This window comes from Pseudoalteromonas rubra, from assembly GCF_001482385.1.
GTDB classification, from domain to species: domain Bacteria; phylum Pseudomonadota; class Gammaproteobacteria; order Enterobacterales; family Alteromonadaceae; genus Pseudoalteromonas; species Pseudoalteromonas ardens.
Window position 1 is genome coordinate 1,138,468 of the sequence record NZ_CP013612.1, and the last position, 22,055, is coordinate 1,160,522.

Below are 22,055 nucleotides of genomic sequence, written 5' to 3' on the forward strand. Positions count from 1 at the left end.
ATCCTTCGGTGACAAGCTTGTCATTAGCTGTTTGATGGTTTAAAACAAGGCGGTTAATGCAATAGGAACCAATCCAATGTTTAATATGTCAGGTACATCATATGCCTGTCGCGAAGCCAGGCAACAAGATATCGCCAGGATGAGTGAAATCCGTTTATTGGTTACGGAGAATAAACTGACCGACCCCGGTAAGATCACACCGCAAATGTACCTGGAGCATATAGCTGGTAAAGGTAAGAGCTGGGTATGTGAATTGAATGGCCAGATAGTTGGGTTTTCATCAGCGGCCAGTGAGGACGGGTCTATCTGGGCGTTGTTTATTTTGCCTCAGTTTGAGGGGCTTGGTATGGGTAAAGCATTGTTATCACTTGCTTGTGACTGGTTGTTTAGTCGCACACATGAAGAAATCAGTTTGTATACGCAGGTCAATACACGTGCCGATGGCTTTTATCAGGCACTGGGTTGGTCACGGGGAGCTGAAGATGACCTGGGCGATGTGTCTTTTACACTGCAAAGTCACATTTTTTACGATAAAACCAGGGTGTGATAAGCTGGGAAAAATCAAAGGACTACTCAGGTAACGCTATGGCACCGCCACTGCAACAATTCACTCGCTGGTTTTGTGCATTGCCTCAGGGCCAAAAACAGGTGCTGACTGAATCTCTCTGCCCTGTTTTTGTTGAGCTCAATGAGGTGCCCCCTGCCTGCAAAGAGCAAACTTTGCTGAGGATACTTGTCAACCAGCCTGCTAATGTCAGTCTGATTGCCTTAGTGCTTAATCTGAGAACACACATTGAGTATACGATGACGCTACAGGCCGATGCACTGCCAAGGCTGGCTAACGCCGGTGATCTGCTTTTTTATAGCCGTGCACAGGATGGTGACTCACTCAGGAAAATTGCAGATGAACAGTGGCAATGGCAGCAATCACGTGAGTCCTGGCTAGAGCTAAAACGCAATTACCTATCGTTAGAGTATGTACGCCGCTGGTTGCAGGCCAGTTGAGATAAATTTCACACGGCTTTCACGAAAGTCGCGGTAGTGTGATTACATGACTGTTAGTTTGGTGACCAGGATGGCGCAAGTAAAAGTACTTTTAATTGAAGATAATCAGGATCTGAGCCGCAATATCGGCGAATATATTGAATCACAGGGTGCTGTGGTGGACTTTGCACACACCGGAGAGCTGGGTGTGCAGCTCGCACTGGAACAATTTTATGATTGTGTGGTCTTAGATGTGATGCTACCCAAAATGGATGGATTGGCTGTCTGTAAGCTACTGCGCACAGAGGCCAATCGCCATATTCCTATCATTATGCTGACTGCCCGCGATACGCTGGATGATAAGCTCAGTGGTTTTTCTCTTGGTGTAGATGACTACCTGACTAAACCGTTTGCGCTTGAAGAGTTGTGGGTTCGCTGTAATGCCCTTGCCAGGCGCCATTTACTCAATAGTGAACACACACTGCGCCTGGGGGAAGGTGACAAAGCCTTGTCTCTGAACAATCAAACTCAGCATATTGAGCGCGCCGGATCTCCGTTAACGCTGCAACCGATCCCGTTTAAAATTCTGCGTTTGCTCATGGAGCACCACCCCAGGGCGCTGAGTCGCAGCGAGCTGTGCGACAGAATTTGGGGTGACGAGCCGACGGATTCAGATGCGCTGCGCTCTCATATCTACCAGTTGCGCAAGGCCATAGATAAGCCATTTCCCAGCCCGATCATCAAAACCATTCACGGTATTGGTTTTGCACTTGATATAGAAGGATAAATTGCCTGTGAGAGCGACTCAGCTGCGCAATCGTATTGTCGTTTTTTTTGTTGGTATTGCGCTGTTTATCAGTGCACTGTTTGGCGCTGCGAGTTTTTTGTTTGCTTACAACATTGAAGACCGGTTTTTTGTCTCTTTGCTGGATGACGAAGCTCAGACTATCGCTATTCAACTTGAGGCAGGTCAGCAGCCGAGGCCGCGACTGGATTTTATTCGTTACTACCCGGCCCATGCGGATTTACCTGGGGTTGTGCGCGAAGTGCTTGAAGAAGAGCCACACCGTGTCGAATTTAGCGGTGAGGATGTTGCCCACTACCACCTCAAAAAATTGCCTACCGGGTACTTACTGGCGGAGGTCAGTGAGCAGCTGGTGGTGCGTAAAATCAAAGGCGGGATGCTGAAATTTATTCTGGTGTTGTCAGGGGGCGTGCTGGTGCTTGCTTTGGTGCTGGCCTTTGCTTCACTGATAATGGCAAAGCGTCTGGTTAAACCCTTGGATACCTTAGTTAAAATAGTCGAAGATGCACCGGTTGAGCGTTTACCACAGAATTTCTCGGGGCAGTTTGTGAATGACGAAATTGGTGTATTTGCCAGGACGCTGGAACAGGCTTTGGCAAGAATACGGCGCTTTATCCATCGTGAGCAGGCGTTCACCCGCGATGTCTCACATGAATTAAGAACGCCGGTTGCCATCACACAAAGCTCTCTGACCTTGCTCAGACAGACGCCACTGAGCGACAAACAGACTGAGCTGGTTGGCCGAATTGCAGATGCACAGCATCAAATCACGCAAAGTCTTGAGGTATTACTGGCATTGGCCCGGGAAGAAACTCTGGCGCACGACAGTGTACGTGTTTTACCTGTGGTTGAGCAGGTCATCTTAGCTCAGGCTGAGAAAATAGCGGGTAAAGAGATTGAAGTAGAGGTAGAAATACCCGCAAAGCTTGCGTTACCTATTGCCCCAAGTGCGTTACAACTGCTGCTGAATAACCTGATCGGTAATGCGTTTACCCATATTCACAGCGGTGTGGTGACGATCAGTGCCAGCACGCATTCCATTACTGTTGCAGATACCGGCGGGGGAATAGCCCCAGAGCAGTTAAAGACACTGTTTGAAGCGGGCGTGAAAGGTCCGGATAGCAATGGCATGGGTATGGGCCTGTCTATGGTCAAGCGCTTGTGTGAAAAGCTGGATATTGAATTGAGTGTTTCCAGCTCAGAAGCGGGTAGTGTGTTTTGTCTGAAGTTTCCTGATGGAGACAACCAGATTAACCAATAGCTGAGTCTTTATTCACTCACAAGGTTACAAAGGGTATCTGGCAAACCTCTCCGCCACCTCCAGACAACTCCGTCACCTCGGACGCTTGAGAGTCGGGTTCTACCTAAGGACCACACGGTACTGTCCTGTTATGGACGAACCTCACAAACAACCCCGTCACCACCAAACGGCTCCGTCATCCCGGACGCTTGTTGCGAGCCGGGATCTACTTAAACACTATGCAGCTGTGCCTAATTGCATAAGAGCCCACAAACCACTTCGTGATTCGGTAAGCGGAGTCATGAGGTGTTTACCCAGGGTTATCTGTCACATGTTGTAGTGGTTGAATAGATCCGGACACATTGATAAGAGACAATAAAGGAGGTCTGTCGGCAAACCATTCAGAAGAAAGATATTGGCCACAATATAGATCTGTGAATTTATGATTGGATGTCTATAAAAACCCGCTCTATAAAAACCCGTCTGTCAATACAACAGGTAACTTACGAGGACGTTGGTTTTTGGTAAAGTTTAGTCGTAAAGACAGTGGCTTTTTGAGTACCTCTTTATACAAAAAACATAAGGCGTGTAAAGCCTGCGCTTGTGTACCTTGAGCAACATTTTGTTCATTTACCAGGTGATTAAGAGATAGTTCAACTTCTCTATCCCCCATAGTTGTAGGGTGTTGCATATAGTTAAAGCGAATAAACGCAGCAGTCCATTTTAGGTACGCTTCAATGGTGCGTTTGGCATAACGTCGTAGGTACATCTGCTCTTGAAGCATGAGTAGAAAAGGTGATTTCATGAATGTTCCATTTGGCAAGGTTGGTACTGGATATATAAACAGTATTTTGGCGATTGTCCAATAACATTATTACGTGCCGTTTTGTCCGATTTTCACACAAGTGTGTTTTTGCAGGTTGCAACCGATTGTTTACTTTGAGTTTGTGCCGTGGGACTATGAGGGTATGTAATACAGCCCGTTTTGTCGGTTTATGTACCGACATTTTGGGGTAGAATAAATTGTTAGGCTAAGAATCTAGCAGAGAGGTAGAATGTTGGTTATTTCGGATGTTTCATTAGTTTTCTCTACATTGATGTGTTCGCTAGTCGCTGGACTCCTTTTTTCCTATGCGATAGTGGTAATGCCAGGTTTAAAAGGGCTAGATGACAAGAGTTTTATCAAGGCCTTTCAAGTCACAGATCGTATTATTCAGGATAATCACCCCCTGTTTCTTCTAGTTTGGCTCGGTTCAGCAGTTTCTATTATTATTTTCGCTGTCAGTAGTTTTGGAAAATTAGATGGTATCGATTTTTTCCTGATGTTATTGGCTTTAGCTACATATATTTTAGGTGTTCAGATGCCTACAATTATTATACATCTGCCACTGAACAATAAATTGCAGAAAGTAGACGTCGATAATTCCAGCGAAGAGGAGCTTAAAGCAGTTCGCATTGAATTTGAGCCTCGCTGGAATAAATCAAATGAGATTAGAACCTTTATGGCATGCAGTGCTTCTCTCATTTTGATAGTTTTGAGCTTAAAACTATAGAGTGATTATTATTAGCCTAACAAGTCAATTCAAAGGACAAAAAACAGCTGGCTTTTGCTCCTTCGTCGCTAATTTTAGCCAGCTATTTTATTGCCTCTGATTGAGGCGTTATTTGGGCGTTAGGCAACAAGGAAAGATTAGGGTAAATTTTGAACCAAAATGTAAAAAACATAGCCATCTCAGCTATCACTATTTTGTCATTACATTTGTTAGGTTTTAGTGCTATTTTGTTCTGGGTAGGTGGCCTCTTAGTTTTTCCTGCTATTAGTGTAATAATTCAAGCTAAATATGCTACAGGTAACCTCTTAACTCGCTTGATTATCGCAATTTCTCCATGGCTTTTATTATGTTCTATAGGTCTTCTATGGGCGAGTCAAACAAGCCATGAAGGACAGCGAGATATGAATTTAAGTTTCTTTCAAATGCCTTTATATTCAGCAATGTTTGGTTGTTTTCTTATTGCTCTTTGGACGTTGTTTAATAAAATAAAAGCACGGTATTAATTGCAGCCTAACAAGGCAATAAAGTTGGGACTGCTAAAGCTTGGCTCAGTTCCGCTTCGCTACACGGCCTTGTTGATCAAATCCAGATAACTTAGGTAACACCGAGATTTCAACTGCTTCCCTGATATTCAGGCATACCTAGCCTAGTCATTCTATTGAGTACTTTCACTTTGATCATCGCTTCAGTGTGTTGCTGATTGAATCCACGACTGACCAGCTTGTCACCCATTAGCTGTTTGTATCGGTACATTGCCGTTTCCGCCAGTGAACGTTGATGGTAGTTCACACATTTTTTCCACTCACTGCTGCCTATATGCTTTGTTAAAATGACCGCGCTGTTGCGAGCATGTCCATCCTCCCACAACTGTGCGTTACTCCTTGGTGGGATCACTGCTTCGGCCTTTTTAGCTGCTACTTCGGCATAACAGCCTCTGGTATCATAAGCACCATCTGCTTTAACTGAGCTGATCTTCCTGCGCAATGGTCTGAGTAGGTCACCCAAAACTTCTGAATCAGCTACAGACACTGTGGACAACTCAGCGCCTACGATTTGGTGTGTATCTGGATCAACTGCCAGGTGTAGCTTTCGCCATGTTCGGCGCTTGTTTGCACCATGTTTTCTTGCGTGCCACTCACCATTTCCGTACACCTTCAAACCAGTGCTATCAACCACAATATCAATGCCTCCGGATGCACTGGAGTGTGGCCTATAGCGAACTGCCAGCTCTGCACTACGCTTGCACAAACAGCTATAAGTTGGCGTATCCAAATCAAGCTTCATCATTGATATTAATGAGGAAACAAAACCCTGTGCAGCTCGAAGAGACAAGCGAAATACAGCCCGTAAAGTCAGGCAGGTCTCAATCGCCAGCTCTGAGAAATGATTAGCCCGGCCTTTACCGCCGTGATGTTGCGTGTTGTTCCACTGTTCAATCGCATCCTCGGAAAACCAAAGTTGGATGTTGCCTCTGGCGATAAGGGCTTTGTTGTATTCGCGCCAGTTGGTGATACGCTTTTCTTTCAAAGTTCAGCCTCTGTGTTTGCTTTCGAGATCTGATCACATAAGGCTAAATTAGTTCAATGATTTAGGAAACAACGCCTCGCTACACAAGTTTAGCCAAGCATTATCAGCCCCTTATTGGGGCGCTGGGGGATCCCCTCATAATTGAGGCCTCCCGAGCAGATGTATCAAGCGCACATATTCGCGTATAGCCCAGCGCAGCTGCTTCCCCGTCATAACATAATCGCTTCGTCGCCTAACCTCTTTGCCAAGTCTGACAGTCGACAGAACAGCACGGTCTTTTATTGTATTTGCCTGGAACTTTCGTTGCCAGTTTGAGTGTTGGGCATACAGGCCTATCCACCAGAGAATAATGGTCGCCAGCAAAGAGAGTAATAACAATATATCGAGCCGGTTGGGGCATCGACTTTTACTATGCCGCAGACCCATCCCGTATTGGGGGCTTTTCAGGTCTCGAAAGCTTTCTTCGATTTGCATACGTTTGGCGTAAAGTGAGACGACACGTTTGGGTTTGAACAATTCTGCGGGCAGGTTAGTGGCTAATAGCCAAGGCTCCTTACTGCCAGTTCGATAACTTTTTTGGGCGGTATGATGCCTGCCTGCTTTTGATGAGCGCCTGTCAGTACGGCCTTTTTGTTTGGCTTTATATAAATGAAGATGGCAGCTAATTGGGCTTTTTCGGCCAAGCTTTACTTCTCCAATATAACGACCACGGGGAGTAGCTGATGGATAAAGAGCCTGATTTACATGCCAATCTTCACTGTTTTTATGCTGATAAGTGACTTTGCCACGCACCCGTCCGAGCCAGAACCAACCTTTTTTATCGACCTGTCTAAACCAGGTATTTCGATAGCCAGCATCGGTCACGATGAGTGGAACACATTTATCAGGCAGGCCCTCTATGGAAGGGTAATGGCAAGTTCATCAAGGAACAACTGATGAGACTTAGGTGAGTTGTATTGAGCAAACGTGAAGGTACGTTCATACACTATCATTGAGCGTCCCTGAATGCTGACGGAAGCACGTAACGTCATCAGCCGCAGTTGCTCACGCACATCGGCCCAGTCGACCAGCAAAATAGGCATGGGATTAGCGCCACACGTCAGGCGCGCATGGAAGCGGTAAATAGCAAGTCGGTCGTTATGCATGGTAGTGTTGCCAAGCAGTCGGTCCATACGTTTAATGTTGTGCTTGGCAGCGACAGAGCCCTTCATATTTCGACCCAGCTCTGTAAGTGAGAGTTGATTGCTATCGAGTAAAGTCTCAGTTGCCAGCATTAATGAATCAAGGCGCCGGGCATGAATCTGGGGGCAGTTTTTTCTGAGCATATCGTGTAGGATGGTGATATCACGCATGGTGTTGTTATCTGGTTAGTTTTTGGCGAAACAAATTAGATCAAACAATGCCGTGCGTGTCCATCACATTGATTTTAAATATGATTATCTGGGGATTCCTTAGACTGAGGCGTTATGTGCCCGTCTGTTTTGTTCAATTGGATAAAAGAAATATGAAAAAGAAAATATTAATACTGTTTACCTGTATGCTAGCTAGTGCAAATGCATCTGCAAAATATATTACACATTTAAACTCTGATGGTGTTGAAATTACAAGATTCTTCACACATAAAAATGGTGCTGTCAGCCTGTATATATCGGGTTCTGTAGATAACGTTGATAAATGTACGTCAACATTCAGAGTTTATATTCCCCATGATCTTCCAGGAAAAGATGTAATGGTTTCAAGCGCTTTAACCGCGTTTGCATCCGGTAAGAAAGTTGGCTTCCATGGCTCAGGATGTAGCACAACAACCTTCTGGGGGGGAGCAACTGATGTGCCAGTAGTTGATAATATGTGGATTATAAAATGAGCACATAATAAGTGCCTAAACCAAGGACGCAAAACAGCAGGCTTGCGCTCCTTCGTCGCTAATTTTAGCCTGCTATTTTGCGCCGGTTAAGCGAGGCGTTATGGCTTACTATAAAAAATTGCAAGGATGGCGAAATGGTAAGGTTTTATCTAGTTCTTACTTTATTAGGTATATTGCTACCGTATGGAGCGCTAGTTCCTTGGGTAGTAACCAATGGCTTAGATATTAGCCTTTTACTTAGTCAAGCAGTAGCGAACCCCATTAGTATAATGGCTTGGCTCGATGTCTTGGTTGGTGCTATTGCTTTGATAGGCTTTATCTTAGTGGACGGGCAAAGATATAAAGTGAAGTATCGGTACTTTGCTGTTTTGGGAACTTTGTCAGTTGGTGTGTCGTTTGGCCTCCCAATGTATCTTTACTTCAAAGAAAAACAGTCCCTTCAGCCACAGCCCTAGGGTGAATGGGGTGAATGGATATCCACCCTAAACTGGCGTGCGGAATGTAGGCATTCCGTCAGAGTTTTTGGGTGGGTGTCGCTTAAAGCGTTATTAAGCTGTTGCGCAGAGCCGCCGAGCTATGCCCAGGGTCATTTGAGCTGACAGACTACACAATGAAACAGGGCTTTGTGATTCACGCAAAAAGAGTTCACTGCCCATACATAACAGCACATTTGATTTGTACAGAACTGCCAATAGATAAGTCCGTATTGTTTTCAGGCGGCATATAATAAACGCCTCATAATCGGCGCTTTGGAGAGCTTTGCTGTGTAAAAACTTAGTGGTGCGGTGCACATAACGAACGATATGCCCAGCCTGACTATTAAAGTACGTGACAGCAGCTGAACCATTATAAGCCCGAAGCCTATCCAGGCTTCGGGCTTTTTACTATCAGCTAGTACTGAAGCTGCCCACCGTTTTGAATAAACTGCACATAATCCTGCCAGGCTTGCTCTACGCCTATGCCCAGTATATCGGTGAAGACACGGTCGAATGACCAGGTGTAGTTGGTGTAATCTACCGCCGACTGATTAAACTTGCGGATAAACAACGGGTCTTTTTCCTGTTTGATGTAATGCAGGAAGAAGCCAGTGGTGGTGTATCCGCCCAGCCACTTTTTGCTATTGATGATGTCGGGCTGCCTGGTTTTATGAAAACCAGCACCAATGCGCACAGCATCTGCCAGGCCTTCGGTATAAGCCCAGTAAGGACCGCCGTCCCCATAGCCATCGTGTGTTATCGGCGAGTTGTTATAGCCGTGCGTCACCTCATGGAATAAGATGCCGTCAATCTCATCGCGGATCGCGTTGTCGTCGTTATTGCCTTCCCGGTAGACTTTTTCCAGGTGTTTTGTGCTAACGGCAATGGTCATTTCGCCGGATCCATCCTGGCCGAGCTTATAGGCCACAAAGTCGTTGCCCCAGGCGTCTTTTTCTCTGAGTTCAAAGCGCAGATGCCTGAAGCGTTGAGATTCTTTCGGATCGGTATAGAGCACCTGAGCCACGTCTACACAACGGTTTGCCATATGGGCGGCCGGGTCTCCGAGAATACGCTTAACCAGTTGAGAGCCCGCCGTTTCTGGATTCATATCTACAAAATCAACGACCGGTTTGTCCCAGCTACCGCCGCCACTGTCACTTTCTTCTTTGATATTGATGGTGTAACTGGTGGCAGACCAGCCATAGACAGAGACATACAGGTTATTGCCTTGTGCCTGACAAGATTCCGCTGCTGTGGGCGAGGTGCTGGCACACTGATAATTGCTAGTGGTTGGCTGGCTACCCAGGCCGATATACAGATCAGCATCGCCGCTACCTGAGGTGGTTGCTAAGACCTTTCCCGCGACATTGAATGGCCCATAATGCTGCCAGCTTCCTTTACTGAGCGATTTACTGTCTGTCAGCGGTAAGGCATCATTCGGTGGCGGTGTCACGCCACCCAGCAATTCGATTTCTGCCAGCTGTAAAATCCCGGCACCCTGGTTGGCTGTGACATTCAGCTTGTAGTGGCGATAGGCCTGAATGTTAGTGACATTATACTCGCGAGTCTGATAGCGTGCAGAAAAGGTCTGATTGGTTTGTGTATCAAGTTCGTACCAGGTATTGCCATCGTTTGAGCCCAGTAATTGCCAGTCTTGCGGATCGCGGCTGGCCGCATCGTTGGCGGAAGTCAATGTGTAACCCGACACAACCTGAGGGGTGTTGAACTGATAGGCTATCCAGCCTGTAGGCGCGAAAGTCAGCCATTTGCTGTACTGAGAATCGTCAAACGCTTTAGTCCGTCCTTCGGCGGTGCCGTTTTCCCCACTTGCGGTAATGACACCTCTGTCAGGCTGAGTCAGATCCGCACTGGCAAAGCTGGTAGGTGCGAGCAGAGCGCTGCTCAGGCACAATGCGAGTGTACTTTTACTGTAGTTGTGGTGCTTTTTCATCCTGTTGCTCTCTTTTATATGTTGTATCTTAGTTGTGTTTTATCTTTTGTATCGTTCCAATTTTAAATATTGAAATAACCTAAAGCTCTCAATCTTGAGTCATAAATGTTGGCATAAAATTGATTTGGAACGGTCTAAATATTGATCTTGTAAGATTGATTGTCAAATTTATGTAAATACCAAATTGTTTTAAACTTGTACAATTTGGTTATAAGGCAGACAAGTCTTGCCGTGCAGCAGTTGCCGCCGACAGAGAGGAAACATTCTGGACACTCCTGCCAGGTGAAGCTTATTGCTATGGATATGTTATGTACCCAAGTTGGTGGTGAAGGAGAAGTTTATGTTATTATTCGCTTTTAAATGGAACACTGCGGAATCTATATCGCTGTAGAGCGCTATTTTTCGTAGTGAATGATAAATAAAACGAATGATTAAAGGAGTTACAATGAAATACTTACTTGGCTCGGCGTTGATTCTGACATCAACTTTGGCAAATGCGGCAGCAGATCAGTGGACAGCTAAGGTTAAAGTTGTTGAGATTTATACCGGCTACAAAGGTGGCCACTTTTTATTTAAAACTTCGGGTACGCATATTAACCCGGCAAACTGTGGTCAAACAAGTTTGTACGCGGTGGAGGCTGTAAATGCAGATGTTGAATCGATTTATTCAGCTTTATTGGCCGCTAAAATGTCTAATCAAGATGTTAAGATTGCCATTTCGGGTAGTCGTTGTGGTACGTCTTCACTTGCTCATGTGGGAGATAAGCCGTCCGTTTCTCGTATTGGTCTTTTCTAAATTAGAAATAGAGGTGAGCGCTGATAGCGCCTTTGACTATGCAAATTGCCTAAACTGGGCAGGTTGTTTTCCTTGTGCCCCAACCGAGCGGAAGCGTTGAAGTGACCATAGCCCAAATGCCAGTATCAGCGGCAGAGTCATTTGTTTGGCGGTGTGGCGTGCTGCTTTAAATAAAAGGCCTACAAAGTGTGTAGGCCTTTTTGATTGCCAGCCTTTTTTAAGCAATGCTAATGGGTGTTTGCCAGTGCTTTGCTGTAAATATAGTTTACATAGTTATGGCCATTGCTGCGGAGCCCTTCAGAAAGGTAGATAGCCCAGGAATGGTTAAATAAACTAATGACACGTTCCACTTCATCAGCACTGTTGTATGGTGTAATGAGTTTAGGAGAGGTGAAGCCATCATAGATGGTGCCTTGTGTGCTGTTTAGTACACCATTTACTTCTTGCCCATAATAGATCTTGTTTGTGACTTGACTAAAGTGACTGAGCATTTCTTGTTTGCCGTCATCGTTTAAATCCGCTGCAACTAACATGTCACTTGTTGCGGAACCATTATAAAAATAACTACCTGCTCCAAATGCTGGGAGTGATCCTGAACTGGCCGGCCTGCTTTCATAAATGGTATTACTGGAAAAACGCTGATACATGCGTTGCTTAGACTCTGTGCTTCTGAGACGCCCAGGTTCCATGAGTGACAGTGTTTGTGTACCAGAATAGACCGTTTGATTTTTCCAGCTGGACGTTTGTGCATCCCAGTATATGCCGATGACTTTCTTATCATTAAGCGCCACATACAATTCCTGGTTGGCACTATACATTTCTCCAACACCAGACAAGTCAGCTGCCTGTAGCTTATTTACGGAGATATTGTGTGCGCCATGATAGATTGCGTTACCGGAAACTGGGTTGCCGAGCCCATCAAAAGCGGAGCCAAGTAGTGCGCTACTTCCCGCCCAATTTGTAATGAGTTGATCTGGCTCTGCACCTTTTAGTGATGCGACTTGACTGGCAACTAAGTCGTCCTGATTCGCATTATGAAAGGTCCAGCGTGTGCTTGCTATGTCGTTCAGTTGCCTGTTTTTTACTTCAGATCCAGTGAGAAACAGTCTTGCACCAGATAAACCCGTGCTGTTGTCTTGAAAGTAAATTTCATCTATGCCATCACCATCCAAATCAGCGACTGCTTTGATATCCAACGTTTGATTTTCTGCGTTGATCCTTTCGTGGATCCCTGACTCGCCAATCAGAAATACATCCTCTTCTGTGTTATCTAGCTTAACCAGCAGATGAGGGACATCACTACCATTTGAATCTTCCATGGTCATTGCTTTAGCCCATAACGGCTCCAAATTGCTGCGATATCCTTGTGCAACGGGGTTGCCAATACAGTCTATGCAATCAGGTTTTCCACCTGTATACAGGGTTGTACCCGAAGAGACTGAAATCAGAGGTGCATAACGTGAATCCTTACGAGCGTGAAAATACACTTTCTGGCCAGGACCTTTGATGACATTCATACCTATACTGCGATCTCGGTGTCCCATACGTTGGCTTATAAAGACAGAGAGCTCTTCACTGCCTTTGGTATTGTAAGCAACAGTGTTGTACGCAAAGTGATTAGTCCAGTAGTTGTGCCCCTGACTGTCTTTTTGAGTTTGGCCCCCTGAGGTCGAAAAGAAAAAGTCTGGGTAGACATTCGTTGGGTCTTTAGCTGGGTTGTAAAAATTACCGGTACTGGTGTCATCTGCTGGGTTGTATGGAACAATAGTATTGTTCGCTATTGTATTAAAAGTACCTGATAACAATACTGATGTTCTGGGTATCAATTTAAAGGTGTTAAATTGGACTCGTGTTTTGTATGCTCCAGCCCGGGTTTGTTCTGCGAGTGGATCGGTTGCAAGCATACACTGAGTAGCGGAATCGAGACATGTCCTTCCACCAAGCTTAATGGCTGCACTTAAAATCATTTCAATTTTATTGTGCTCAATGATCGAAGGTTTCATGTTGCTTAGAATATAGATTGCATGATCTGCAATTTCTTTTATGGTGTTATCGGTGATCACCCATTCTTGTCCATTGCCGTTAACCCCTTCAACAAAGTTTTGTATGGTGTTGTTTTTGACATGTATTGGTCCGTAACTAAACTGTTGGGCAATGCCTGAATGAAAACCCATACCCGCAGAGTTGATATTGAGATGTGCGGACAGCGCGCCAGAAGCACTAACTAGCTCAGACAGCATGTTCTCGGTATGGGCTAGTGGAATACTACCTTTGATTACTGAGTTTTGGATTGTGGCATTACCCACAATAGCAATACCAGAGCGTGCTGGATTATGTATTGACACATTATCGACTGTGACATCATTACTTCCGCCAGCCAGGCCAATCATGATCATGCCTGACCAAAGCCGGCGATCTCTGCCATTAAAGTAAAGATTGTCATTGTTTTCATGTAACGTATAAGCTGGGTTTTGGATATGGTTCCAGTGGTGATCTCCTTCAAATGACAAGTTTTTGATGGTAATACCCTGCGCCTTACTTGGCACCATCAATACCACTCTTCCGTGATGTTGACCATCAAAGCCTTTACCTGAATAGTAAAGTCTCGGAGTCGGCTGACTTGACACCCCTTCAATGGTGATATTGTCCCCTTTAATATACAGCTTAGGTAAAAATGCGTTGTGGATACCATCAACAGGTGCATCTGGGTGGGCTTCGTATAATTCACTGAAGTTGTAATCGCAGGAGGCAACCATAATCTTAGTGCGTGCAGGTCTTGGTGCTATGTTATTGGCGACTCGCACGGCCCAGCGCAGCTGCTCGGCTCGATTTTTGTCGCTCATATCAACATTGTTTTTTAGTTCTGCTGGCATACTAGCAACAATGGCACTAACACTATCACTATAACCACCCAGGTTTTGCGTTTCCCAAAAAGAGTTGCTGTGCAATATCAGAGTATTATTGCTGTCGACGTTGCTTGGTAGTGGTGACTCGCAATGATTACTCGCTTGAGCCTGATTAATACTTGATAAAAATACTAAGCAGGAAGCGAAAAACAGGAGCTTCGCTATTTTTTGTATCATGGTTTTAAGGTCCTTCCATTTAAGTTTGATGTGTTCAAAAGAGCTGATAAAGCCGCAATATTCAACAACTTTGACTGTTGCAGCTGTTCACCAGTCCGTAGAAAACATGGCCCATGTCTGGCTGATAGGCTGTGTATTTTATACCTGAGTAACAGAAGCGGGTAAATATTTTATCTTGTTTATGGGGATAATTAACGAGCAGTGCCAGGCGAGTCTATTTTTAATTGTTATGTGGAGGTGGCTGTAGTCGTGCTCAGTTCCCACCTAGTGGATTAAGCAACATTCAGGAAAACCAAGTTTGGGGCTTAACCCGTTTGGTTTGTTATATGTGCAGAGGCTGAAGTAAGGTTTTCGCAGCTGGCCTGGTGAAGTAGAATACCCTGATGGGAAGTTACTACTTTGATAAATAGAAATTGTCAATAAAATTTTTTTCTTGCGTTTATTTTGTTGTCAATTTATAGAGTGGATTTTATCTTGTGGGTATTTAAATAGTGCTCTAATTTTTATTGATGTGTTTTTATATTTGTTGTGGTTTTGATTTTTATATTGGTTAAAAATAGGCTACTACTTAATGCCTGCGAAAGTGACGGATATTACCAGTCAGATACCGAACTACAGAAAGACACGGCGTTGTTTCCTAAATCATTGAACTAATTTAGCCTTATGTGATCAGATCTCAAAAGCAAACACAGAGACTGAACTTTGAAAGAAAAGCGTATCACCAACTGGCGCGAATACAACAAAGCCCTTATCGCCAGAGGCAACATCCAACTTTGGTTTTCCGAGGACGCGATTGAACAGTGGAACAACACGCAACATCACGGCGGTAAAGGTCGAGCTAATCATTTCTCTGAACTGGCAATTGAGACCTGCCTGACTTTGCGGGCTGTATTTCGTTTGTCTCTTCGAGCTGCACAGGGTTTTGTTTCCTCATTAATATCAATGATGAAGCTTGATTTGGATACGCCAACTTATAGTTGTTTGTGTAAGCGCAGTGCAGAGCTGGCAGTTCGCTATAGGCCACACTCCAGTGCATCCGGAGGCATTGATATTGTGGTTGATAGCACTGGTTTGAAGGTGTACGAAAATGGTGAGTGGCATGCAAGAAAACATGGTGCAAACAAGCGCCGAACATGGCGAAAGCTACACCTGGCAGTTGATTCAGATACACACCAAATCGCAGGCGCTGAGTTGTCCACAGTGTCAGTAGCTGATTCAGAAGTTTTGGGTGACCTACTCAGACCATTGCGCAGGAAGATCAGCTCAGTTAAAGCAGATGGTGCTTATGATACCAGAGGCTGTTATGCCGAAGTAGCAGCTAAAAAGGCCGAAGCAGTGATCCCACCAAGGAGTAACGCGCAGTTGTGGGAGGATGGACATGCTCGCAACAGCGCGGTCATTTTAACAAAGCATATAGGCAGCAGTGAGTGGAAAAAATGTGAACTACCACCAACGTTCACTGGCGGAAACGGCAATGTACCGATACAAACAGCTAATGGGTGATAAGCTGGTCAGTCGTGGATTTAATCAGCAACACACTGAAGCGATGATCAAAGTGAAAGTACTCAATAGAATGACTGGGCTAGGTATGCCTGAATATCAGGGAAGCAGTTGAAATCTCGGTGTTACCTAAGTTATCTGGATTTGATCAACAAGGCCCTAAATAGGTACAATTGAGTTGGTTTTAAATGAAAAAGGGAAAATTGTGAAATTTAAAATATCAAATGATAGCTGGTTGACGATGTCGAAAATTTTGTTCGTTTTATCATTGTCACTTCCTGCTTCAGCGAATACCGTAGTCGGTAAGGTAACTCATTCTATTTCGGTACCAAGTTCTGGGTATTTAAATGATCCTATAAATATTTCTTGGTCCCCTTTGCCGGGCTTTTCGTTCGCCGACTTTTCTTTCGTGAAAATAGGCTATCGGTTAAATGGGGGAGGGTACACCTTTTTGGATCAAAGAGGTTCAGGTACGTCAATTTCGCTTAATCAGACAGGTCGTTGGTGCTTTATTGTTCGGGGGTGGAACTCGAATGAGGGCGAGTTCGGGTTATTTAATATAAATAATGAGCAATGCGTCGAAATCAGAGATCTACCAGTTCCAAGTGCACCTACTTTCGAACCGCATGAGTATTATCAACCGGTAAACAAAGGCTTCGTACTGAAATGGAATCCCCAGTCTGGAGGGCGGCATGTAAGTCATTATAAGCTAAATGGTGCCTATTTTAGTGGGAATAGTAAAGAACTGAGCTTCGCTCACTATGGTAGGCAATCACTCTCTGTTCAGGCTTGTAATTCGCAAAATAAATGTAGCTCATCAACAACAACTAGCGTTTATATTTATTCACCCCCTGGTTTTGTTAGAAGCTTAGCCGCAGATAGAACTCATGTTAAATTGGGTGAAGGTGTAAATATAACTTGGAATACCCCAGGTGGAATGGTCCACAATGGCTATTATAGGGTTTCTTTAAATGGCCGGGTCCTATACTCTGGAAAAAACCTATATTATAACCCTAGTACAGAGACACCGGGTAAACACATATATAAAGTTGGCGCCTGTAACCCTGAGTTACCGTGCACAGAGAGCAATATAACAATTCAAGTTTCATCTCCGTCATCTGTGAGTGGCTCAGCGAGCTTCATCCATGAGAATAATGGCAATACCATCCTCGATCCGTACTACAACAAGAATGAACTACTCGCTTGGGATGTTTCAGCTGTTAAAAATGCTAGTCAATATCAAGTCATCGTCGAAAAATCTGGTAGCCAGCGAATCTTCCCTGCTACTAAGGATGGTAACTTAGTAAAGTTCCGATTTTCACAGCACATGTCTAACTATAGAACTAATGATGAAGTGAAAGTCAGTCTTTCTGCATCTAATAGTGCGGGGCAGTCAGCGGTGCTCAGTAGCAAAGAAAACATTACGCTCGTCAACTGGGACGAAATTGAATACTTTAATGGCACTCCTCTTCATATCGTAGGAGCGGCTATGGAGGCAAATAAATATAAGTCAACAGTATTTAATAAACTATGGAAAACCATACCACAAACGAATAGTCTAGATGAAGCAACACACTTATATGATATAGACCCTACGTTATTCTTTGATGCATATTTTCATACTTATCAGCTTCCTTCTAACTTAAGTTCCAAGCCAAGAACAGAACCTGTAATGAACGTTTCAAGGCCTTTGTTTGACGGATTCGCTTTTTGGGATAATATATTAAAGAAATCTCCGCATTTCGCAGATGCTACTCGATTTACCAATGTGTTGTCCACTGATAATATATTGAATAAGTTTAATTCAGGAGCGAATAATAGTTATCTTAGAGGGTATCTGGATACTATATTCAGAATTAAAAACAAAGCAAGTAAGCCAAACAATAAATATCTTTTTAAAAATGAAAAGTCTCTACTTGCCGCAATGCACGAATCGGCCGACCGCCAAGACCCCTCGACGGGAGTTGCCAGTTCTAAATCGAGAGGGTTTTATGTTATGCTTCCAGCGCCCTACTATAAAGTTCTCACTACAGATGAAATAGAAGATGGTATTGAAAACCCATACCCTTTCATAGAAGAGGAGTTTAAGAAAAGATTTACTGTATATATAGATGAGGTTATTGAGCAGTATGCGTTATGGCGTTCAAAGTATCCTAACTCAAAAGTAAAGCTTGCTGGTTTTATACATGGGTCTGAATCATCGGATAGAAAAACTCTGGGGCTTATAAGGCATTTGAAATCACATATAAAGTCTTTCAGTCCAGAGTTAGAGCTGGTTGCATCTGGCTACAGAAAGGGACCTGATCTTGCCCAAACATTTGAGGAAAGCTGTAGTGATAGAAACAGTGATCTAGAAAAATGCCTAATAAAATATACACAAATATACGACGTTGAAATAAATAATAATTTTGATAAAGTTTGGCTTCAACCTAATGCAACCTTGGAAAGGTTTACTAGCCACACAAATCGCTACATGGGGATATCGTCATTTGAAAGGGAATTACTGCATTGGTATGGAAAAGGTGTACTTGAGCGTGTGAAGAATGATCCAAAATACTCTTTGGTTTTTGAATATACGAGAAATTTTGCAAATGGAAGAGAGTCATCAAGGGACTATTTTGGCTATCAAACTCGTATTCCGGAACAAAGCCATAGTTTTTCTAACTACATTCACTCTGCCTTTAATGCTCGATTCAAAGGCGATAGTTACAAAGGTGGCTATTATGGAGATATAAGTTACTATGCAGACTACATAGCTACTGACTTTCCTCCACAGTACAGTAATGGAAGTAAATCCTTTCTTTATGATGATAATGGAGGATTATTCTTCTGTTACGTTCAATACGCAATTGGAAAATCTGATGGCTGTGATGCCATCTCATATCATCAAGAAGGTGGAAAAGACTACATTTATACGTATGATTTAGTTGAATCTATCAGCGATGTACGTGCTATGTATTCATTTATAGGCACTACTAGAGGTTTTCAAAAGTATAGTGCTGATAATAAAATAAAACCTGCCACTCCTTTGAATGATGTAAATGTGAACCAAAGTATTACAATTGATATAACAGAAAATGTGGCTAATGCAAGATACTTATCATTTAATACACTTGTAAGAAGCCGCTTGCACCCTTACTTACAAAAGGGTTCAGCCGCTGCTATTTCGAACTGCTCGGCAAAGCCGGTTGTTACATTTACTTTTAAGGATGATTCAAATAACCAGATTGGTTCACCCAGTTATTTAGAGTTAGGCCAGGAAATCCTACAGCAGAAAGCCTGTAGAAATATAAAAGACTTGGTTAAAACTCTTGAGGATGAAGAGACTAAGCGTATTAATAATGAAAGGCTGAGTAAATGTGGGCCAGTGGTTGATTCTGATACATATAGAAAATGTATTAAGAATATAAACCCTGAGTACGTGGGAGAAGCCCGAACTACTTCGTTGTGGGAACCTTTAAGTACCAGAATAGCACTTCCTTATGGCACGAAAAAAGTTTCAATAAAAATGGAAACAAAAAAAATAAATACTCTAGACTATGTAAAATCTTTCGTATTTTACCGGCCTGATTATCAATTAGAGTAAACACCTTTGGCTATCAGGGTGAGAGCATTCTTCGTTAACGACAATTAACCGAAGATAAGCTCTGCCCTGAATTCATAGTCGAAGCTGGCCCGAACAAACTTGCCTGGCATCGAGCCTTTTCGACCGGTGTGCTGTTTACCAGGTTACGAATGATACACCGTATTTTCGCTGAAATAGGCTCGCTGATCTGGCAAACGTCTTCCTTAAACATGACATCCAACACCCAATACTGATGGTTTTCTATGTGCCAGGGAGAGGGAGCAGGCTGTTTTTGATAAAATTGTGGAAATGTAACAACATAACCGTCTTAGTATTCATTTGGATGGTAAATGTAAGTACTTAAAGCCAAATGTACGTAATGAGCTAGAAGCGGCGTCTTAGAAAGTTGGAGAGCTCATCTTTGTACATCCGATGAACAATATGGGTAATAAGGTCAATACATTTTTCGATGTTAAAATGCATGAGCGCACCAAAAAAATACCAAGTAATAACAAAGCTAAAGTTCGGGTTTAAGATACTGTTAGGATTGCACGGCAGTTCATGATTATTATGAAACAGTCGTAACCAACAAAGTTACGTACGGTTAGCACCTTAGTTCGCCTTGCTTGGAGACTGTCACAAACTTCCCACCCCTCAGTTTTTTATTGTGCATGTCCCTCACGTTTAGTGGCAAATTCTTCGTTTTACCGGACGAAACAAAAAGAGCGCTTGCCGAGCGCTCTTTTTTATAACTAACAATAGCCTAGGCTAATTTTTTATTTCATATTAGCAATGTCGTCTTTTGTTGCATTCACTGTTTTCCAGGCATATGACTCGCCTGTAACACCGAAAGGATAGCCGTTCGCTGTCCAGTTAGGGTTTGAGAAGTAGTCATATTGTGTTGCGCTACCAAAGACATGCGGATACGCCATGATACTGGTAAATACATTATAGACACCATGTCCCATACCATCGTTGTATACACCACCGGATGTGTCACCTTGTCTGCGCGCGTGTGTTAGCCCCTGATTGTGACCTAACTCATGTACAAACGTGGTTGCACCGCAGTCTACAGCGGTAATCGAAAACATTTTGTTTATCTGAGAAGAATATAAATTACCATTACTGCCCTGACCAACCCAGGCAATACCGCAGCTAATTAGATTACTGCCAGCCGAGGAACCAACACCCAAGAGTGCAACCATGTCAGCGCGGTTTGCATCACGATATTGTGCGATGGATGCGCTGTCCGTCAGTGCATTTAACCAGTTTTCATCGGCTGTTACCTGTGCACTTCCGATGGAGTCTGATGCAACCAGGTTTAGCCTTAAGTTAATATTGTTTTGGTTATAAACCTGATTCGAAAATGAGATCAGCTGGTTAATTTTCGTTTGGATGTTCGATGTTTTGGCAGCTGCTTCGTCACTATACAGGATTGCGATATCGATTGTGTTGGCCTGAGTTAAACCTGAGGCCAAAGTGAGCGCCGTCGCTAAGATTGCTTTTTTCATATTGATTTTCCTTACTTCTTACTTGTTGTTTGAGTGTTGATAGGCGGGGAAAAGAGATCTTTTGCCCCTTCTGCAGGCGCACGTTCTTGAGGCGTGTGCTCCACATGATTCTTATAGAGGTCGCGCTTTGCGGCTATCCAGCCATGTTTGCCATGAGATTCAAAAACATAATTGCCAGTAGGGACTGTGAATTGCCCGTAAATGGCATCATTGCCCACTGTCATCACGGAATTATGAAAGCGATTACCTGAACCAGTTACTTTTGCAAAAACACTTTTGTCACCGTTTGGAAATACATCTACCTGAGTGACTTCTGCGCGATGCATTTCGGTGGTCTGTGGAATGGTTAAATCAAAGGTATCTCCAACTTCCAATTGCTGCATAGCTGCTAGGTTGAATTCGACATAGGCTTCTTCACTAATATCTTTTACCAGCACGCCCGCTTCTATTAATACTGCTTTAGCGTCATCAGAGATTGATGCTATTTCTCCAATATCCTGCGGCGTTCGCTCCACGTCCTGCGCGAATTCTTTTGTTGTGCTTGAGGCAATTTTTATTTGGGGCTTGGGTGAAGTTGGAACAACAAGGGGATCTGCCTTAACTACGTTTTTATTCACTATTAACGCATCTTTTTGCACGATGGGAGCTTGTTTCATTTCTGTACTAGAACCAGAAAAAAGCCAATATGATATCAATATCCCTATTAAAATAAGTGAAAATGTCAGTTTATTCATTTTTTATTCTTCGGTTGGCTGGGAGGAAAATGAATATAATTAAAGTTAATAAATGTGTCAATTAGGTTGCAAAACTCTTTCCATGTGACTTTTTTGTTATGATATAACGAATTATAATTGCCAGTAGTGAATAAGTATTAGTCAATAAATCAGCGTAAAAAGCGAATTTCAGCGCTAGAAAGTGAGCAATAAAAGTGCTTTATTGCGTCAGACTAAATTGACTAATATTATGTATTTGTTGCTTTTTTATTCTTTCTAGAGAAAGTAACGTGACTCGACCTATTTATCTGTACTGATTATTGTGGCTATTTTTAACGAGCAGCGGTTAATCATTATCTACTCGGATGATTGAATTTACTCTTATGTGAGACATTAATAGGGCTTAAAAACTAACTCAGTGGAATATGATATTCATTTTTATTATATCTATGATTAATGTAATTTGCCTCAATCACTGACTGGTTTT

At 43.4% G+C, this 22,055-nt stretch carries 16 protein-coding genes and 2 pseudogenes; 11 read left to right on the forward strand and 7 right to left on the reverse strand.

The features are described from left to right. The first annotated feature begins 76 nt into the window (after positions 1 to 76). From AT705_RS23740 to AT705_RS23755, 4 genes are all read left to right on the forward strand, one after another. Complete coding sequence (locus tag AT705_RS23740) at positions 77 to 547, forward strand: GNAT family N-acetyltransferase (protein ID WP_058798787.1); 471 nt, start codon at positions 77 to 79, stop codon at positions 545 to 547. A gap of 38 nt (positions 548 to 585) precedes the next feature. Further along, positions 586 to 1,005: a hypothetical protein gene (locus AT705_RS23745; RefSeq protein ID WP_058798788.1), complete on the forward strand. Its 420-nt coding sequence runs from the start codon at positions 586 to 588 to the stop codon at positions 1,003 to 1,005. Positions 1,006 to 1,075: 70 nt separating this feature from the next. After that, entirely contained in the window at positions 1,076 to 1,771 is a 696-nt protein-coding gene (locus tag AT705_RS23750) for a response regulator transcription factor (RefSeq protein WP_058798789.1), read from the forward strand. A 7-nt stretch (positions 1,772 to 1,778) separates the two neighbouring features. Continuing rightward, positions 1,779 to 3,050: a sensor histidine kinase gene (locus AT705_RS23755; RefSeq protein ID WP_058798938.1), complete on the forward strand. Its 1,272-nt coding sequence runs from the start codon at positions 1,779 to 1,781 to the stop codon at positions 3,048 to 3,050. A 448-nt stretch (positions 3,051 to 3,498) separates the two neighbouring features. Here AT705_RS23755 and AT705_RS23760 read toward each other — a convergent pair whose 3' ends face one another. Next, complete coding sequence (locus AT705_RS23760; protein WP_058798790.1) at positions 3,499 to 3,834, reverse strand: site-specific integrase; 336 nt, start codon at positions 3,832 to 3,834, stop codon at positions 3,499 to 3,501. A 250-nt stretch (positions 3,835 to 4,084) separates the two neighbouring features. On the opposite strand from AT705_RS23760, the gene AT705_RS23765 reads away from it, so the two are divergent. Together AT705_RS23765 and AT705_RS25455 are read left to right on the forward strand one after the other, a co-directional pair. After that, entirely contained in the window at positions 4,085 to 4,582 is a 498-nt protein-coding gene (locus AT705_RS23765) for an anthrone oxygenase family protein (RefSeq protein WP_058795601.1), read from the forward strand. A gap of 149 nt (positions 4,583 to 4,731) precedes the next feature. Beyond that, a complete protein-coding gene (locus AT705_RS25455; protein WP_157576970.1) occupies positions 4,732 to 5,085 on the forward strand; it encodes a hypothetical protein in 354 nt (117 codons plus the stop codon). Between the two features lie 109 nt (positions 5,086 to 5,194). On the opposite strand, the gene AT705_RS23770 is transcribed toward AT705_RS25455, so the two are convergent. Continuing rightward, the gene (locus AT705_RS23770) at positions 5,195 to 6,109 is read right to left on the reverse strand and encodes an IS5 family transposase (protein WP_058795072.1); all 915 of its coding nucleotides are present in this window, start codon (positions 6,107 to 6,109) and stop codon (positions 5,195 to 5,197) included. A 135-nt stretch (positions 6,110 to 6,244) separates the two neighbouring features. After that, positions 6,245 to 7,461, reverse strand: a pseudogene (locus AT705_RS23775) (IS4 family transposase). A 152-nt stretch (positions 7,462 to 7,613) separates the two neighbouring features. Between AT705_RS23775 and AT705_RS23780 the strand changes: the two are divergent. Further along, positions 7,614 to 7,973, forward strand: coding sequence for a hypothetical protein (locus AT705_RS23780; protein ID WP_058798791.1), 360 nt, complete (start codon positions 7,614 to 7,616; stop codon positions 7,971 to 7,973). 134 nt (positions 7,974 to 8,107) lie between these two features. Then, positions 8,108 to 8,428 (forward strand): DUF2834 domain-containing protein, encoded by a 321-nt coding sequence (locus AT705_RS23785; RefSeq protein WP_058798792.1) that lies wholly within the window; start codon positions 8,108 to 8,110, stop codon positions 8,426 to 8,428. Positions 8,429 to 8,864: 436 nt separating this feature from the next. Here AT705_RS23785 and AT705_RS23790 read toward each other — a convergent pair whose 3' ends face one another. Beyond that, positions 8,865 to 10,400, reverse strand: coding sequence for a basic secretory protein-like protein (locus AT705_RS23790; protein ID WP_058798793.1), 1,536 nt, complete (start codon positions 10,398 to 10,400; stop codon positions 8,865 to 8,867). A 445-nt stretch (positions 10,401 to 10,845) separates the two neighbouring features. On the opposite strand from AT705_RS23790, the gene AT705_RS23795 reads away from it, so the two are divergent. Further along, a complete protein-coding gene (locus tag AT705_RS23795; RefSeq protein WP_058798794.1) occupies positions 10,846 to 11,196 on the forward strand; it encodes a hypothetical protein in 351 nt (116 codons plus the stop codon). A 227-nt stretch (positions 11,197 to 11,423) separates the two neighbouring features. On the opposite strand, the gene AT705_RS23805 is transcribed toward AT705_RS23795, so the two are convergent. Beyond that, complete coding sequence (locus AT705_RS23805; RefSeq protein ID WP_058798796.1) at positions 11,424 to 14,279, reverse strand: right-handed parallel beta-helix repeat-containing protein; 2,856 nt, start codon at positions 14,277 to 14,279, stop codon at positions 11,424 to 11,426. 702 nt (positions 14,280 to 14,981) lie between these two features. On the opposite strand from AT705_RS23805, the pseudogene AT705_RS23810 reads away from it, so the two are divergent. After that, positions 14,982 to 15,894: pseudogene (locus AT705_RS23810) on the forward strand (IS5 family transposase). Positions 15,895 to 15,984: 90 nt separating this feature from the next. Next, positions 15,985 to 19,365 carry a hypothetical protein gene (locus AT705_RS23815; protein ID WP_157576971.1) on the forward strand — a complete coding sequence of 1,127 codons (3,381 nt, stop codon included), beginning with the start codon at positions 15,985 to 15,987 and terminating at the stop codon, positions 19,363 to 19,365. Between the two features lie 755 nt (positions 19,366 to 20,120). On the opposite strand, the gene AT705_RS23820 is transcribed toward AT705_RS23815, so the two are convergent. Continuing rightward, complete coding sequence (locus AT705_RS23820) at positions 20,121 to 20,855, reverse strand: zinc-dependent metalloprotease family protein (protein ID WP_058798798.1); 735 nt, start codon at positions 20,853 to 20,855, stop codon at positions 20,121 to 20,123. Between the two features lie 11 nt (positions 20,856 to 20,866). Then, entirely contained in the window at positions 20,867 to 21,589 is a 723-nt protein-coding gene (locus AT705_RS23825; RefSeq protein ID WP_058798799.1) for a hypothetical protein, read from the reverse strand. Positions 21,590 to 22,055: the final 466 nt, after the last annotated feature.